The sequence below is a fragment of the Hydrosulfovibrio ferrireducens genome (assembly GCF_046883345.1).
Lineage (GTDB): Bacteria > Desulfobacterota > Desulfobulbia > Desulfobulbales > Desulfurivibrionaceae > Thiovibrio > Thiovibrio ferrireducens.
In genome coordinates, this window is sequence record NZ_JALKCW010000008.1 from 103,894 (window position 1) to 120,764 (window position 16,871).

Consider the following 16,871-nt stretch of genomic DNA (forward strand, 5'->3'; position numbering starts at 1 on the left):
CTGCATTGTTGCTCCTTGGCATGTTCATGCAACCGCCTTTTTTATTGTTCCTGCACATGCATGAATTTTTTTATGGGGGTTGGAGGGATCTGCACGCTCTGTCCTCCTGTTGGCGGAATACCCTTAAACCCGAGAGATTTACGGTCTTCATTCTCGGTGAACGCCTCGGACAGGTTGAGTTCTTTGATCTCACCGGTGGATACTTGCACCAGAGCTTTGCCCTGCATGACAAACGTCACTTTGCCCCCGGTCTTGTAGTCCAATGCCCAGAGATATGTGGTGCCGCCAAAGTCACAAATTTCAGCAGTCGGGGCAAAAGACAGGAAGTAAATGGCGCCAAGGGGGTCAGGCGTGGGGTTTGAAATAACGCGCTCCGCACTTATTGATGCTCCCGCTGCGTTCATGCTGATATACCAGCCTTTTTGCGCGACCGTTAATGTGGTGCTTGGCGAAGTTGTCTGGTCTATCAGGTCGGTGGCCAATACCAACGTGCTCGTGCAGGAGGGAGAGATGCTGTTGCTCGCCGGATCAAAGCAGGGTTCTTGAATACCGAACAGCTTGCGTTGTGTGGTTGGGTCATCCGTTTTATAGAAAAATCGGCCTTCTGCAAAGTAGAGCCAGAGTTTTTGGTTTCTCCGGTCAAGAAGATTGGCCACGGAGGTAGTGACCGGCCCGATATTTTCAATTACCTTGCTGACCGTCCAATTGGCGGGATTGATGTCGTCATTGATGACGAGTCGCAGCACCCCGCCGTTGGTGGTGTCCTTAACGTAGCCGATATACACGGCATCATCTTGGTAGTTGCCGCTATTGCTGGCCCTATCCTTTTCTAGATCGATCGCGCTTGTGGAGATGGAGCCTGCAAAGGTATTGGTGATACCGGTGTCTATGGTGCGCAGCAATGCACCCGTCTTAAGGTCAAGCACGAAAAGTCTCAGATTCTTGTCCGAGGTGCCCTTAAATTCCTTGGTAGTGATGGGGCCGGTTGATCCTGAAGCCAAGATGGCGAACCACCTGCCGTTTGTGTTGACGCACTGGATGCCTGTGTCGCAATCAACGTCGGCTGAGCAGGTGGCGTTGTTGTTGGTGCATCGTTTTTCATTGCCACCAACCTTGACAATCGCCGGGCCGATGTTGGTAACACCCAGATCAGCATTGCTGAACTCCCACAAGAGTTGTGGGGTCGCCTGGTCAGTCACGTCAAGGGCAAAGTATGATGACCACCCAACCGGATTCCCCGATACCGAAAGCGGCGTACTGATTCGATCAGCATCGGCGGCAGCTCCATCGCAGGTGGCGCCGCCGATGCCCATGCTGCCTATTAAGGTGGTGCGCCAGCTTGTTTTCGCGAAATCCACATCGCCGCTGTTAACACATGTTTCGTCTGTGGGGCAATCTGTGTTGACAGTGCATGCTGTTGTTGTGCTTGTGGAGCACACTTTTTGCATCGTGGTGAGCTTTGGACAGTTCCAGTAATCAGTGAGTGTGCAAGTCGATGGCTTGTTTATAGAGGCCTCTGTTATCGCTATCGGGCCATCCACCATATAGATGTGACAGTAATCTTCATCATGAAGGTATTGCAGATACGGAAGGGCATTTTTAGGGATAAAGGCATAGCTTTCAGAGCCAATCCCTCCTGCGCCGGTATCGCCTTCCTGCTTGGCGGCTTCATACCAGTGCTTCCCGGTCCAGTTCTGCAGCAGCTTGCCGAGCTTGAAAGCATGCAACATGCCATCGTTGGAGCCTACAAAAACGAGCTGTCTGTCTTTGTAATCGTTACTTGTGATGAAATCTTTATAGGTTTGGTCGTTGTAGCCAAAGGGGGCGGGGAGATTGAAGTTGTTTAAATACGCTGGCCCCATGATGCGTGGGGTGGATGAGATGATGTCGCCCAACTTCCAGACATGTGTTTCCTGGGCGCAGGTTTCTCCGTTCGGGCAATCGGTCGAATTAATTAAGTCGTTGCACGGACTTCTCCGTGAAGAACAAACTCCGTTCGTCACAGTTCGGTCTCTGCCAATTTTGTTGCAATTGGCTGTTCCGCATACGCAGGCTGCGCCTGCGGCATCCACGCAATCATAGCCGCGCACATAATTGATGGTTGCCTTGGCGTCTGCGGCGACTGCGGTCTGCCCCATATAATCATCGAGGGTGGCGTAATTTGTCGTGTCGAACGACATCAGATTTGCGCCATCCACCGTGGTTTTAATGGTCCTGTCGGCGGGGGCTGTCCACCAGAGGTTAAAACCAGCGCGCCAGATGGGAATAGTGCTTTCTATTGGTACAGTCCCCATGTCTGTAACAACGGTGCTTGTGCCTGTTGTATCCCACCAGCGATGCGCCAAGGTCTTATTCTGGCCCGGATCGAACGCGAAGTTAGTGATGTAGTCCTGTGTAAGGTCGAGCAATGTGTAGTTCGCCCCTTCCCTGATCGTATCTTCTCGAATCTGCGATGATTTAAAGAATGGATCCATGTAGTACCAGTAGCTCATCAGGTCGCTTGTCCAGGAGACCTCCGTGTTGTTGGCGAATGACCGTTGGGGATAAAACAGGGCCTGCATGAGATTGGCGCCGCTGCCCTCGCTGGAACTCAATACCGATACAGCCGTGCCGGAGGAAGCCTTCCGCATTATTTCGTCGATAATAGCCTTTATTTTTTCTTTTATTTCTAAGGCATCGGATGCACCGAAGAAGGTATCGGGAATGTTATTGCCATTTTTGTCCCAATCCGAGGAGGAAGGCGGCAAGGCGGTGCAGGGGCTGCCCTTGCCGCTACCGCAATCATCCACCGTACAAGTGGATTGGGGATATCCCGTCGTATTGCCTGGCCAGGTCTTGCTCGTGTCGAAGCTGCCGTACATGGCCACATTTTTCAGTGAGGTCGCGCCGGTGCCTCCCAACCACAGACCGACGCCGTACAGGGCTTCCACATTGGATGCGATTTGGGGGTCGGTTGCCTGATTGGTGAATCCCTTTTTGTGCAGCCAATAGGCAGGGACCACGGGGTCGGCGGATGCACTCTCATATCCTGTGTTGATGGTGCAGGTGCTGGTCACAGAACCGTCGACCCCTCCCCTGTTCCACTGGCCATCGGTAAGCAGGATCATGAAATTTTTGGCGCAGGGAATCAGGGCGAACTCATTGCCCTGGCAAAGGCCATTGTTGTCGAAATCAAAGCATTGATACATGGGGTTCTTGTATGGATTTCCGTGCGCGCTGGTGTCTGGCGTTGGGCTGCCAAAAACGGAAGGGTTCTGGGCAAAATAGGCATAGGCGGCCCACAAAGCCGGACCTATGGGGGTGCTGCCGCTTGGCGATTCATTATTGAGTGCGGTAATGGTACCCTTGTAAGGGTTGACGCCATCGATACTGTTTCCACTGGTAAAATCACCAATAAGAACAGTGTTGTTTACCCCGTCACCACCAAAATACATGCTCCCTATGCGTGGCTGTACAGGCAGGTTTTTGAGCTGATAGAGCAAGCCCCCTTCTTCGCCCGTGATGCGGGCCCATGGCATCCTTATTTTCAGGCCGCCGGCAGTCACCATGGTGCACCCATTGCTATCGCAAGGCACGCTGGAGCTGGGATCTTGCCAAAGAGATGCCTCGCAAGTTTGAATAGAATTATTGCAACCGTCCGGCTTCCCGCCTGTCAGCGCCCATCTGAGCAGATCGACCCTTGCCATGTTCTTGTAATTAAGGTAGTTGCCGGTATCGGTGGCGCCGCAGTCGACGGCTATCAAGTTTGACGATGAACAGCAGGCATATCTGTTACTATTGCAGCCATGTGTTCCTTTGGCTTCGAAATAATAACAACTAGAGGTGTTGCTCGCGCAGGTCCAACTATTATTAGCCGCGCCGCATTTTTTGGTACATGTGCTTCCAGCAGTTTCTTGGTAGACGCCATTGATGTCTAGAGTATAATTTTTCACTGGATCGAAATAGCCTTCATAAACCTTGGTGGCATCATAGTGATCCAGTTTCCCATCATTGGGGGTGGTGTCAACATCTCCATAGGAATAGGCCTTCCACCCCATGCTGCCGCTGGTATCGATCATCAGTAGGACATTTGGGGCAGCCGCAGTACTGATAAAAGGCGGGGATTGGCAATACGACTCCATGGCGGCGTACCCTTGATCCGCCATCAGGCAAATTGCCATCGCGGTAAACACTATAAATTTTCGCATGGCCTTACTCCGGGACGATTTTGGTTATGGTATAGATGTAGCCCGCTTTGCAATTGTTGCTGTTTATGAGGAAACATTTCCGCCCAACCATATTAAAAGTGGTTGTGTCCTTGGTCGCGGGGAGTTTGAACGTTCTCATCCCACGGCAACTGTCGGAGACGACATCCACAGTGACCTGTGCGGTCTGGAGATTGATTTCCTGAACAACTCCGCAGAGATACAACTCGTCCACCGCGAAGGCCTGCGAGTAAAACAAAATGCCAGGAAACATAAAGGCACAGGTTAGCATCCCTTTCAATTTCATTGGCTACCCCCATCTATTAAAATTTTTTATACAAAAATATTGTATGCTTGATATGTGAAGAACCGCCGGGGAAAAATTATCTTGTTGAGTTTGTGTTATTGTTTCTTGTGTTCCCCCTGTTTTTGTGCGGGCAAGGAAACAATTTTTTGGCTACGTTTAAAATTAATGCATATTCAGTGCCAATGATGTGCATGTATCATACACAATTTGGGCTGTCCTAGATAAAGAAAATGATCTAGGATGGCCGTGTGAGGAAAAATTCTTTGAGCAAAGCCCAAAGCGGGTCATTAGGCTTTCCGTTTTCTGGCATACAAAGGCAGGCTGCAACAAAGAAACGACAACCAAGGGAAATCCATCACCATGCCGCTTCTCAGCGATGAAAAATACATCCTCGACCTATTGGTCCGCAACCGGCTGATTACTTCGGTGCAACGGAAATTCATCTCCGACCATAAGGCGCAGCAGCGGCAACTCTTACTCAAACAACATGCTGAACACCACAAGAATAAGGCCGGGCGTGCAAGTGACACAGCCTTGACTCTGGTGGACATCATCGTCTCCATGAATTTGGAGCTCGGTGACAAAAAAGGGCAACTGCTTACGGAGGAATTGATCTTCCAGGCCATTGCCGAGGATCGCGGTCTGCCTTTTGTCAAACTTGATCCGTTGCAACTCGATCTCAAGGTGGTCACCAAGACCATCCCCCGCACCTTTGCCTTTCGCCACCTGTTGCTGCCCTTTGGTTTTGCCAATGGTATTCTGGAAGTGGCGGTCTGCGATCCGGAAAACAGTGCAGTCTTAGCCGAGATCGAGCGGGCCAATCAGCTTACCGTAAAGCGCTACCTCACCACCAAGAGCGACATCCGCAAAACCCTGGCCGAGTTTTTCGGTTTTCAGTCCTCCATCACTGCAGCGGAAAGCCATTTGGCCAGGCCTCTGGTGGATTTGGGCAATCTTGAGCAGTATGTGCGCATCTCCTCCACCGAGGAGGCGGCCTCTTCGGATCAGCATGTGACCTCGGCGGTGGACCATATGTTCAACTATGCCTTTGAGCAGCGGGCCAGCGATATCCACATCGAGCCCAAGCGGGAGCAGGCCCTGGTCCGTTTGCGCATCGACGGGGTGCTGCATACCATCTACAAGCTGCCCAAGGTGGTCCATGCCGCGGTGGTTTCCCGGATCAAGTCCCTGGCCCGTCTGGATATCGCCGAAAAAAGGCGGCCCCAGGACGGCAGGATCAAGGTGGATCGTTCCGGCCAGGAGGCGGAGATCCGGGTTTCCACCGTGCCGGTGGCCTTTGGCGAAAAGGCGGTGCTGCGAATCCTGGACCCGGATATCCTGTTTCAGGATGTGGAGACGATCGGCTTTTCAGCGCGCGATCTTGCGGTGTACAAGAGTTTCATGTCCGCGCCCCATGGCATTTTCCTCGTGACCGGGCCAACGGGCAGCGGCAAGTCCACCACCCTCTATTCGACCCTCAAGCAGATCGCCACTCCGGAGAAGAACGTGGTCACCGTGGAGGACCCGGTGGAGATGGTGCATGAGGAATTCAACCAGATTCCGGTGCAGCCGCTGCTGGATGTGACCTTTTCCACCATCCTGCGCAACATCCTGCGCCAGGACCCGGACATCATCATGATCGGCGAGATCCGCGATCTGGACACCGCCGTAAATGCCGTGCAGGCGGCGCTCACCGGGCATCTGGTTTTTTCCACCCTGCACACCAACGATGCCGTTGCCTCCATCAGCCGGTTGTTGGACCTGGGGGTGCAATCGTTCATGATCGGTTCGACCTTGCTGGGGGCCATGGCCCAGCGCTTGGTGCGGCGAATCTGCCCCCATTGCAGCGAAACCTACCGCATGTCCGCGGACGAGCTGCGCGGCTTCGGGTTGCCCGTGACCGAGGACGGGGAGATCGAACTGCGGCGGGGCAAGGGGTGTCAGCAATGCCGGGGGACCGGCTACCTTGGCCGGAGCGGCATCTTTGAAATCTTCGAGATGAGCGACAGGATCCGCAAGCAGATCAGCGGGGGAAGTTCGGAAACGGAGATCCGGCAAACCGCCATGGAGGAAGGCATGACCACGCTCAAGGAGGATGCCTGGCAAAAGGTGAAAAGCGGGATCACCACCCCGGAGGAGGCCTTGCGCGTAACCGGCGGAGATTAGCCGCGCCCGCGCCCCTCGCTTTTTAGGGCAGGATGTATTATAGTGTAAACACAATCCCCTTGTTCCTCCGGAGCAAGGGTTTTTTTCTTGAAGTTTTTGCGGGTACGGGCCTGCGGGTGAACATGTGGCTGCCAAGGTTGTCTGCACCAATAAAAAAGCCTACCACGATTTTACCATTGAAGCGGAAATCGAGGCAGGTCTCCAATTATTGGGCTCGGAGGTAAAGTCGCTCCGGGCCGGCAAGGCCAATCTGCGCGACGGGTATGCCAGGATCAAAAACGAAGAGGTTTTTCTTCTGCACGTGCATATCTCGCCCTACAGCCACGCAACCTACGATGCGCCGGACCCTGTGCGGGAGCGCAAGCTGCTGCTCAAGAAGCGCGAGATCCTCAAGCTCGTTGGCAAAACCCAGGAAAGAGGGTATTCTCTGATTCCCCTCAAGATGTATTTCAACGAGCGGGGCAAGGCCAAGGTTGTTCTTGGGCTGGCCAAGGGCAAGAAACTGTACGACAAGCGGGAATCGCTGAAGAAAAAAGACACGGACCGCGAGATTGATCGGGCCATGTTGAAATACAAGTAAAACCAGTGCTGAGTACACAGTTCCGAGTACTCAGCGCTCAACACTAAAATAAGGGGGCGAAACGGGTTCGACGGGGATATGTAAGCTCAGGTTGCATGCCGAGGTTTCTACCAACCTCGTAAAATAGGTAGAGCAAAATATAGTCGCAGACGACTATTCTTACGCTGTAGCAGCTTAAATGCTACCGGTCTTTCGGCTTACTCCTGCGCGGCCGAAAAGAACGTCGACTAGCGGGATAGCCCTTCGCGCGCGCCTGCCGCACGAATGGCGAAATTCAGTAGGATAGTGCCGAAAGCCTCTTGTTCTGGAGGGGCCAAGGCACGATAAGCAGCCAAACAGAACTAAGCATGTAGATATCGGGAGGGGAGTATTTTCGGACGCGGGTTCAACTCCCGCCGCCTCCACCATTTGTAACTTGTTGATTTTATTGCACTTGTTTTAAATGTTTCAAAAAAAAGAGGTAGCCCGGAACTCCGGGCTGCCTCTTTTTTTGGGTCAAAAACGCCTAAAACTTCCAGGTCACCCCGGCCAGCACGGTCCGGTCGGTTTCAGGATCGTTGAGCCCGTATTTGATCCCGAAATCAAGATCAAACTCCTCGGAGAGGGCATAGACCAACCCGGCCAGGACAAAGGCGGGATCGGTGCCAGCGAGTTTGTCGGTGTTGCTTTCAACGCCGAGGTTGGCGACGGCGGTGAGCTGTTCGGTCAAGGCAACGGTGGAGGCGATGGATGCATGCCAGAGATTCTGTTCTTCATCCAGGGTGTTTTCGTTTCGGAGATAGCCGAGGTTCAGGTGGAAGGCCCACGGGTCCATTTCCTGTGAGGCGATGAAAAAAAGGCTGTAGGTTGCCTTGCCTGCGCCCAAGCCTTTTTCATCGTCGCCGGTGGGCAGGGTGAGTCCTGGTTTGATGGCAAGGCTTGCGTCCCCTTGTTCGTAAAATCGCCATTTCACCTCGATGGCCGTGTCGGAGAAGCCGTTTTCGCTCACCGTGGCTTCCTCGCTTTTTTCCCGGGAATGGATATAGGGGAGATCGATAACGAAATCCACCGATTCGCTGAGCCCATAGGAGAAACAGGCGTCTCCCTGGGTTGTGGTGGTGGTAACGCCCTCTTCCTTGTCACGGCCGTATTCGCCGTTCATTTCCAGTTGGGCCTTGCCCGTGCCCATGGTGCCCGTGTCGTCCGTGATCAGCGGATGGGCGGCAAAGGCGGCGGTGGAGCAGGAGAGGATGGAAAAGAAAACAACAGGGGCAGAGAGATGGTGCAGGCGAACGGCGGACGGGAAATTCATGAGCTCCTCCGGTGTTACATTAATAATTAACGTGTTACCGAGCACCATACCTGGTGTTTTTTAAAAAAGCAAAAAAAATCGGTGGAGGAGTTCATCTAGGGGCAGGGGTGTCTTTCCGGGACAAAAGCTGGATAAGTTCCGAGCCGTGATCCTCGTAGGCGGCTCGAATGATGGCTTTCAGCTCCCCCTTGATGGTGGCCAGGGGGGGCAGCGACTGGATGATCGGCAGGAAGTGCTCCGGCGGCGGTTGCGGGGCGATGTGCATTTTGGCCTCCATCCTCTGGGCCATTCCGGCTTCCATGCCGCCCTCCATGCTGCCCGCCTTGTGGGTGTCCCCCAGGGTTTTAAGGAACCCCATGATGGAGCCTAGATCATTTTTCCGGTAGAAAGTCTCGATTTCTTCGTTGATCTCCTCGCGGTATTTCCTGAGTTCTTCAAACTTGGCCCGGTACTCTGCCAGATGCACCTCCAACCGTTCGTAGCAGTCCAATATCAGATTTTTAAAACGGCCGGCATGGGTGAATCCGTGGATGCGCACCCCGGAAAAAACCCGGGCTCGGATGGTACCCGATTGGGTCAGGTAGGGGTCGTAGAAAAGATCCTGGGGCAGGCCGGTGAGCGCCAAGAAACGCTGGATGAGGTCTTCGTTTTTAAGGACAATGTAGATGCGGATCAGGTCAAAGCTGATCCGTTTTTCCAGGATAAAGGAGTGCTGGCGTATTTTTTCGGCAAAATCGAGCTTGTCGTCCTCGATGAGTTTTCTAAAGCCGAAATAGCGATCCGCTATCTCCTTCTTAATCTCGTAGGCAAGCACATCATGGATGTTTGGGCTGTCCGGGCTCATTACGATGCATCCCTTTTTGGGTTTCTCGACAATGGTGCAGGCTTGCTTTGTTATCCTGCAAACAAGTGTAGCACGGAAGATACGGCGGATCGGTAAGAATTTTCCGTAATCTTTTACCTGGAACGGAAAAACGTAGATCAATCTCTGATTGTGTAAACGTTCAGCCCAGGATCAGCCCCTGCGCAAAGGAGATCAGCGGGCGCATGATTTTCGGGATGACACCGGTGTAGAACAGGGCCAGCAGGATGAAGAAGCCCACGGGCTCCAGCTTGTTGTACACCCTGGCAAGATTGTGGGGAAGAAGGTTGCTGAGCACCTGGCTACCGTCCAGGGGCGGGATGGGGATCAGGTTGAACACGGCCAGCATCACGTTTATCCAGACGCTGGCGGCAATCATCTGGATGAGCGGCCAAAAGATCGCCATGGGCAGCAGGTTGGCGACCGGGATCAGCAGTCGGACAGCAAGGCCGCTGGCCACGGCCAGAGCCAAGTTGGCGGAAACCCCGGCCAGCGAAACCCAGACCATGTCCTTCCGCGGGTTTTTAAAATAGCGGGCATCAACCGGCACCGGCTTGGCCCAGCCGATCTTCATGATCAGAAAGGCCAAAACTCCGAGGGGGTCGAGATGCTTCAGCGGATTGAGGGTGAGCCTGCCCAGTTGTTGGGCGGTGGGGTCGCCAAGCCTGTAGGCGATATAGGCGTGGGCAAACTCGTGCACCGTGAGGGCCAGCAGAAACGGCGGGGCAAGGATGGCAATTTCTTGGATGAGTTTAGGGATGTCCATGGGCGGTATCGTGATCCGGGAGAGAGAAGTGTTCCTTGATAAAGGCGGTTTCCGTGGCTCGGTCGTGCACCAGGCCGTCAAGGCGGGCGTTGAGCAGGCAGCGCAGGATGGTACCATAGAGCGGCCCCGGCAGGTAGCCCATTTTTTCCAAGTCGTTGCCGTCGGTTTCCGGCTTCAGGTGGCTCCACTCCGTGACATGGAGGGAGATGGCCTTTTTCCCGGATTTCTTTTTGGTGATCCCCATGAGGTGCAGGAGCCCCTCCGGGGAAAGATCCTTGAGCAGGTGGTAGAGCTCGCTGGGGTTTTCCGGCATGGCGCGTTTCATGATCTGTCCAATTCGGGTAACAGCGAGTTTTTCCCGGACAAGAAACTGCCGCTGCCTGAGCGGCACCTCGAAGCGTTCGCAAAAGGCGGACACCTCCCGGGTGGTAAGGCCGGTCATGAGGGCCAGCAGATAGACCAGCCACTGGCGGCAGGGCTGGTCTAGGTAGAGGAGCCGATGCCAGTCCAGGGCCTGACGGGTTTCCTCCAGGATCGTGGAGAGCCTCGGGTCGATGCGGAGGGTGGGGTGGAGAAAGCGCAGCAGCCCCAGATCCGCCATGCGGTGTATGGCCGGGATCGGGTTTTCCTCGGAGAGGATGGAGGTGAGTTCGTTGAAAAACCGCTTGCCGAAGAAGCGGTCGAACAGCTCCATCTTCACCGCGTTTTTGATGAGTTTTTCCGTATGCTTGCCGATTTTGAAGCCCATGCGCTGCTCAAAGCGGATGGCGCGGAAGATCCGGGTCGGGTCTTCCACAAAGCTTAGGTTGTGCAGGATTCGGATCTGCCGGTCTTTCAGGTCGTTCTGGCAGTTGAAAAAATCGACCAGGGTGCCGAAGGTGTCCGGGTTGAGGTGGATGGCCATGGCGTTGATGGTGAAATCGCGCCGGTAGAGGTCGAGCTTGATGGAGCTCAGCTCCACCGTGGGCATGGCGGCCGGATACTCGTAGTATTCAAGGCGGGCGGTGGCTATATCGATTTTGAGGCCGTCGGGCAGGGTTACCACGGCGGTGCCGAATTTTTCATGGGTGCGCACCCTGCCGCCGAGTTTTTTCCCCAGTTTTTTGGCATAGGCCAAGCCATCGCCCTCGATGACCACATCCAGATCGAGGTTTTTGATGTGCAGCAGCAGGTCGCGGACAAACCCTCCCACCGCGTAGGCATGGCCGCCGGTTTCCTGCGCCACCTCGCCCAGGGTTTGCAGCAGGGTGATGATTTCGCGGTTTAAAACCTCCGCCATCAGGCCGGTCAGGTTGCGGTTGCGAGCCGTGGAGGGTTGATCGGTGCCGGTCAGCAACCGGCGCGGGATGTGGGCCGGATCGTTGACCAGCAGGTGGAGAAGGTCGGTGCGGGTAATGACCCCAGCAACCTTACCCTCTTCCACCACCGGAATGAAGCGCTGGCGGTTTTCGATGATGAGTTCCTGGATGTCGGCCAGGGTGGCGGTGGGGGGCAGGGTGGCGAAGTCGGTGGTCATATAGTCGCTCACCGGCGAGTTTCCCAAGCCAAGGTGGATGGATTTGCCTGCCACCAGCCGGGAGATGAGGCCCACCGGCTCGTGCCGGTCATTGACGATGAGCAGCACCGTGATGTTGTAGCGGTTGAGCATCTCATCCGCCTCGTTGATCGTCAGCGTCGGCGGGCCGGAGATCACCGGCGCGGACATCAGCTCCCTGGCCAGACGCTGGGGGTGAACATGCTTGTGCAGAAGCTGGATCAGTTTTTCTTCCGCCTCGATCAGGGTGAGATCCTTGATGGTGGCCGAGGCGGCCGAGGCATGGCCTCCGCCCCCGAAATCCCGGGCAATGGCCCCGGCGTTCACCTCCGGGATCCGGCTGCGGGCAATGAGCTGGGTGCGCCCTGCCATGTGGGTCAGGGCAAAGAGGGTGTCGAGGTTTTCCATCACCATGAAGCGGCGGACAATAACGGCGAATTCGTCAACATATTCAGGCAGTTCTATCTTGGCCACCACCAGGTCCAGACCGTGGATGGTGTAGGTGTGGGCGGATTTCATCAGGGCGTGGAGCAGGGTGACTTCCTGGCTGGTGAGCTCCTGGGCGATGAACTGGGAGATGGCGTTGAGGTTCGCGCCCCGACCAAGCAGCCAGGCCGCGGCCTCCAGATCCTCGGGGCAGGTGGTGTCGAAGGCGAAGTTGCCGGTGTCCTCGTAGATGGCCATGGCCATGAGGGTGGCCTCCTCCGGGGTGAGCCGGATCCCTTTTTCCCGGAGGAGGTGGACAAAGATGGTGGTGGTGGAGCCCACGGCCCGGACGTGTTCCACCGAGCCGTGCAGATCTTCCGGGGTGTCCGGGTGGTGGTCGTAGAGGTGGATGTCCAGGCCGGGGTTGTTCAGGCATTGGCTGAAATCGCCGATGCGCGAGCCCTGGCGGGTGTCCACCACGATGAGCCGCTGGATCTGATCCTGGGGGATATTTTTTAAGCGCTGGAAGGTGTAGTGGTATTGCACCGACTGGGCGAGGAAATCCCGCAGGTTTTTTTCCTGGGAGCCGGAAAAGGCAAGCACCGCCTCGGGATAGAGCTTGTGCGCGGCGATCATCGAGGCCAGCCCGTCAAAATCGGCGTTTACATGGGTGGTGATGACTTCCATAGCTGGTGAGGCCTCCGCAGGGTGTGTGCCTATTTCCTTTTTCAACTATAGACCATCGGGGGCGGGGTGACAATGGATGGAGCGGAGGAGGCCGGGAAAATCAGCCCCGGGGGTGGAATTTCTGGTGGGCGGACTTGAGGCGGTTGCTGTCCACATGGGTGTAAATCTGGGTGGTGGCGATGTCGGCATGGCCCAGCATCATCTGCACGGAGCGAAGATCCGCGCCATGTTCCAGCAGGTGGGTAGCAAAGGAGTGGCGGAGCATGTGGGGGCTGATCTTCTTGGTGATGCCGTTCAGGCGCGCGCTTTGCTGGACGATCTGCCAGAAACGCAGACGGGTCATGGGCTTGCCGTGTCCGGTGACAAAGAGGAGATCGCTGGTTCTTTTTTTGAGAATCCTCGGACGGCCGTTTTGGGTGTAGATTTTGAGGTACTCCCGGGCCGCCTCGCCAAAGGGGATGAGCCGTTCCTTGGAGCCCTTGCCGAAAACCCGGACATAGCCGCCCATGAGATTGACCCCGGCCAGGGGCAGGTTGACCAGCTCCGAGACCCGCATGCCGGTGGCGTACAGCAGGTGCAGCATGGCGTGGTTGCGCAGGGCCAGGGCATTGTCGTTGGTTGGCGGGGCGAGAAGCCGGTTCACCTCGGGGATGGTGAGCACCTTGGGCAGCGGCCGGCCCGGCTTGGGCAGATCCAGGATGGTGCAGGGATCAATGGTGAGACATTTTTCCGCCAGGAGAAACTTGAAAAAAGCGCGCAGCGAGGAGATCCGCCTGGCATTGCTGCGGTTGGAGATGCCCTGGGCGTGGCAATGGGCCAGGTAGGCGCGCAGGTGGCCGGCGTCAATTTGGCTGAGTTGGGTAAGGCGCTGCGGACGAAGAAAATCAAGAAAGGAAACAAGGTCGGCCTGATAGGCCAGGATGGTGTTGGCCGCCAGGCGGCGTTCCAGGCTGAGGTACTGGATGAATTGGTCGAGAAAAGGCTCGGAAAAAAGAGACGCTCCGCCGGATGAAGAGGAAGGAGCCGGCAACTGGGGCCGGGCCCGGTCGGAGCGTGGGCAATGATCAGCGGGTTTTCCTCGTTTGGGTTTCATTCGAGGAAGAGCGGCACGTTAGTCGCGCTCGGTACGCATCATGAGCTTGCGGAGTTTCCGTTTGGACTCGGCCTGCTTGCGGCGGCGTTTGTCGCTGGGTTTTTCGTAGTACTCACGGCGCTTGAGTTCCTTTTTCATCCCATCGAGCTGCATTTTCTTCTTGAGCAGCCGGATCGCCTGTTCGATATCCCCTCTTACCTCTATTTCAATCATGATCTCTCCAGTATGCGGGTTGCAACGTCACGTTTCAGAATTTTCAGCCAACGCCTGTTTCAGAACAACTTGAAATGGCGCAGATTTTTAAAAAGAAACCGTTTATATAGCCGATCCTTGCGCTGATTGTCAAATATTTTTTTCCGGCGCGACCTGGGAAGGGAAGATCTTGCCTGGGTTGAGGATGTTGCGCGGGTCAAAGAGTTTTTTGATCTGTTGCATGAGCGCCAGGGTCGGCGGGTCAAGCTCCATGTCCAGATAGGGCGCCTTGGTCAGGCCGATGCCGTGTTCGCCGGACAGGGTGCCGCCCAACCGCAGCACCTCCTCAAAAAGAAGCTGCTTGGCGGTGTTGGCCTGGCGCACCTCCTGGGGAGCATTTTTGTCCAACATGATATTGACGTGGATATTGCCGTCTCCGGCGTGGCCGAAGGTGAAGATGACCACTCCCAGCTCCCGGCTCAATTTTTCCGTGCAGGAGACCAGCTCCGGCAAGCGGGAGCGGGGAACCACCACGTCCTCGCTCATCTTGTGGGGCTTGAGGCTGAAGGCCGCGGGCGAGATGGCGCGCCGTGCTGCCCAGAGCTGTTCGGCCTCGGCCGGGCTTGTCGCGGTGCGGCTCTGGACGATTCCCGGCTGGCTCTGCAAAAAATCAGTGAGCTGGCGGGTGGCGTGGGGCACGGCGTCCTGTTGGCCGTCAAGCTCGATCAGGAGCAGGGCTCCGGCCTCTTCCGGAAAGGGGAAGGGCAGTTTGTCCCGGACAATGGCCAGGGCGGTCCGGTCCATGTATTCCAGGGTGCAGGGAGTATGGTGGGCGAGGATGCGCGCCACCAGGGAGGCTGCTTCGACCATGGTCCCGCAGAGAACCAGCAGGGTGGAGCGTGCCTCCGGGGCGGGGAGGAGCTTGACCGTGATCTTGGTGATGATGGCCAGGGTGCCTTCGGAGCCCACCAGCAACCGGGTAAGATCGTAGCCCACCACCCCCTTGGCGGTCCTGACCCCGGTATGGATGAGGCGGCCATCGGGCAGCACCGCTTCCAGGGCAAGGATATAGTCGCGGGTTACCCCATACTTCACCGCGCTCGGGCCCCCGGCGCATTCGGCCACATTGCCGCCCATGGTGCAGAATTGCAGGCTGGCAGGGTCCGGCGGGTAATAGAGGTTGTGGCGGGCCGCCTCTTTGCGCAGATCGCCGGTGATCACCCCCGGCTCTACCACCCCGATCTGATTGGCCGGGTCGATTTCCAGAATGCGGTTCAGGCGGCTCATAACCAGAACCAGGCCGCCCGCCACCGGCAAGGCGCCGCCGGTCATGCCGGTGCCCGCCCCCCGCGGCACCACGGGAAACGGGGTGGCGGAGGCGAGTTGCATGATGCGGCACACTTCCTCGGTGGAGCCGGGAAAGGCCACGGCCGCGGGGAGATATTCCTGGCCGGTGCCGTCATAGGAGTAGCAGGCCAGCTCTTCCGGGAGTGTGCTTACCTGATCCTGGCCGACAATTTCCCGCAGTCTGTCGATGGTGTGCTGGTTCATGGGGGTGTTTTCCGCCTGGCAGGAGTTTTTCCGGATAGCTATAAAAAACCCTACAAAAGAAGCAGGGAACTTATTATAAGGATAACGTGCCTTGGCGGGCACTTCATGATTGCGCCGCATTGGCAGCATGTTCCCTTACAATTCAGTACGCAACTATTCGGAAAAAAGCTATGGAAAATAAAGCTGAGTTGAGCAGCTTGTCTGCTCCTACGAAACTTATACCCTCTGGGTGCAAGATTCGTCTGGCGCTGATCGCCGGGGGCAAATCCGGCGAGCGCGAGGTTTCGCTGGCCGGGGCCAAAGGGGTGGAGCAGGCGCTCAACCGGGAAAAATATGAGGTTCGCCGTTACGATCCGGCCACGGACTTGGCCCAGTTGGCTGCGGATGCCCCAACGATCGACGTGGCCTTTATCCTCTTGCATGGACTCTTTGGCGAGGATGGCACCATGCAGGGTTTTCTTGACCTGCTGGGGATTCCCTACCAGGGGGCCGGGGTGTTGGGCTCCGCCCTGGCCATGGACAAGAATCTGGCCAAGGTGTTGTATAAGCAAGCCGGGCTCACTGTGGCCCCCTGGGAGATGGCGCAACCGGAGGATCAGCAGAATCCCGGCCGGTTGCTTTCGCGGATTTCCTTGCCCGTGGTCATCAAGCCCATCCGCCAGGGCTCCAGCCTTGGGATGAGCCTGGCCCGCAGCGAAGAGGAGCTGGTGCAGGGGCTGGCCAAGGCGTTCACCTTTGACAGCGAGGTCATGGTCGAACAGTATGTGCGAGGTCGGGAGATCACCGGCGGGGTGCTGGGCAACAAGGAACTCATTGCTCTGCCCCTGGTGGAGATCATTCCGGGCGAAGAGTTCGCCTTTTTTGATTATCAGGCCAAATACCAGGTGGGCGCTTCCCGTGAGGTCTGCCCGGCGGAGTTGAAGCCCGAAGTGACCGCCAAGGCTCAGGCGATGGCGCTGACCGCGCACCGGGCCTTGCATCTCAAAGGCTACAGCCGGACAGACATGATCGTTGCCGAGGATGGCATCTATGTGCTTGAGACCAACACCATCCCGGGGATGACCCCGACCAGCCTGCTGCCCCAGGCGGCCGCCGCCCATGGCTTGCCTTTTCCTGCCCTGCTCGACCGGCTGATCGAGCTGGCCTTGGCCAAGGAATGAGGCCGGCGCCAGATTTTTTGAAACAAAGCGGATGGATTTGCTATACTTTGTAACGAGGCGTGACACGACTCC

The 16,871-nt window shown here is 56.3% G+C and carries 12 protein-coding genes and 1 other RNA gene; 5 read left to right on the plus strand and 8 right to left on the minus strand.

Features of this window, described 5'->3' with window-relative positions:
• Positions 1-41 precede the first annotated feature (41 nt).
• Positions 42-4,187, minus strand: a complete 4,146-nt coding sequence (locus MWR57_RS02870) for a pilus assembly protein (protein WP_423123278.1) — start codon at positions 4,185-4,187, stop codon at positions 42-44.
• On the opposite strand from MWR57_RS02870, the gene MWR57_RS02875 reads away from it, so the two are divergent.
• The 4 genes from MWR57_RS02875 to ssrA all read left to right on the plus strand — a co-directional run bounded on the left by MWR57_RS02875 (position 4,186) and on the right by ssrA (position 7,644).
• Positions 4,186-4,473 (plus strand): hypothetical protein, encoded by a 288-nt coding sequence (locus MWR57_RS02875; protein WP_423123279.1) that lies wholly within the window; start codon positions 4,186-4,188, stop codon positions 4,471-4,473. The two genes, MWR57_RS02870 and MWR57_RS02875, sit on opposite strands and share 2 nt — an antisense overlap.
• A gap of 378 nt (positions 4,474-4,851) precedes the next feature.
• Positions 4,852-6,657 carry a GspE/PulE family protein gene (locus MWR57_RS02880; protein ID WP_423123280.1) on the plus strand — a complete coding sequence of 602 codons (1,806 nt, stop codon included), beginning with the start codon at positions 4,852-4,854 and terminating at the stop codon, positions 6,655-6,657.
• A 124-nt stretch (positions 6,658-6,781) separates the two neighbouring features.
• Positions 6,782-7,237 carry an SsrA-binding protein SmpB gene (gene smpB, locus MWR57_RS02885; RefSeq protein WP_423123281.1) on the plus strand — a complete coding sequence of 152 codons (456 nt, stop codon included), beginning with the start codon at positions 6,782-6,784 and terminating at the stop codon, positions 7,235-7,237.
• A 52-nt stretch (positions 7,238-7,289) separates the two neighbouring features.
• Positions 7,290-7,644, plus strand: a transfer-messenger RNA (tmRNA) gene (gene ssrA / locus MWR57_RS02890).
• A 98-nt stretch (positions 7,645-7,742) separates the two neighbouring features.
• Here the strand turns inward: ssrA and MWR57_RS02895 are convergent.
• The 7 genes from MWR57_RS02895 to MWR57_RS02925 all read right to left on the minus strand — a co-directional run bounded on the left by MWR57_RS02895 (position 7,743) and on the right by MWR57_RS02925 (position 15,639).
• The gene (locus MWR57_RS02895) at positions 7,743-8,528 is read right to left on the minus strand and encodes a transporter (protein ID WP_423123282.1); all 786 of its coding nucleotides are present in this window, start codon (positions 8,526-8,528) and stop codon (positions 7,743-7,745) included.
• Between the two features lie 91 nt (positions 8,529-8,619).
• Positions 8,620-9,372 carry a hypothetical protein gene (locus tag MWR57_RS02900; RefSeq protein ID WP_423123283.1) on the minus strand — a complete coding sequence of 251 codons (753 nt, stop codon included), beginning with the start codon at positions 9,370-9,372 and terminating at the stop codon, positions 8,620-8,622.
• A gap of 160 nt (positions 9,373-9,532) precedes the next feature.
• Positions 9,533-10,156 carry a site-2 protease family protein gene (locus MWR57_RS02905; protein ID WP_423123284.1) on the minus strand — a complete coding sequence of 208 codons (624 nt, stop codon included), beginning with the start codon at positions 10,154-10,156 and terminating at the stop codon, positions 9,533-9,535.
• Positions 10,143-12,803 carry a CBS domain-containing protein gene (locus MWR57_RS02910; RefSeq protein ID WP_423123285.1) on the minus strand — a complete coding sequence of 887 codons (2,661 nt, stop codon included), beginning with the start codon at positions 12,801-12,803 and terminating at the stop codon, positions 10,143-10,145. Before MWR57_RS02910 ends, MWR57_RS02905 begins: the two co-directional genes overlap by 14 nt.
• Positions 12,804-12,903: 100 nt before the next feature.
• Complete coding sequence (xerD, locus tag MWR57_RS02915; RefSeq protein ID WP_423123286.1) at positions 12,904-13,896, minus strand: site-specific tyrosine recombinase XerD; 993 nt, start codon at positions 13,894-13,896, stop codon at positions 12,904-12,906.
• An 18-nt stretch (positions 13,897-13,914) separates the two neighbouring features.
• Positions 13,915-14,109 (minus strand): 30S ribosomal protein S21, encoded by a 195-nt coding sequence (gene rpsU / locus MWR57_RS02920; protein WP_423123287.1) that lies wholly within the window; start codon positions 14,107-14,109, stop codon positions 13,915-13,917.
• A gap of 129 nt (positions 14,110-14,238) precedes the next feature.
• The gene (locus MWR57_RS02925; protein ID WP_423123288.1) at positions 14,239-15,639 is read right to left on the minus strand and encodes an FAD-binding oxidoreductase; all 1,401 of its coding nucleotides are present in this window, start codon (positions 15,637-15,639) and stop codon (positions 14,239-14,241) included.
• Positions 15,640-15,809: 170 nt separating this feature from the next.
• On the opposite strand from MWR57_RS02925, the gene MWR57_RS02930 reads away from it, so the two are divergent.
• The gene (locus tag MWR57_RS02930; RefSeq protein WP_423123289.1) at positions 15,810-16,799 is read left to right on the plus strand and encodes a D-alanine--D-alanine ligase family protein; all 990 of its coding nucleotides are present in this window, start codon (positions 15,810-15,812) and stop codon (positions 16,797-16,799) included.
• Positions 16,800-16,871: the final 72 nt, after the last annotated feature.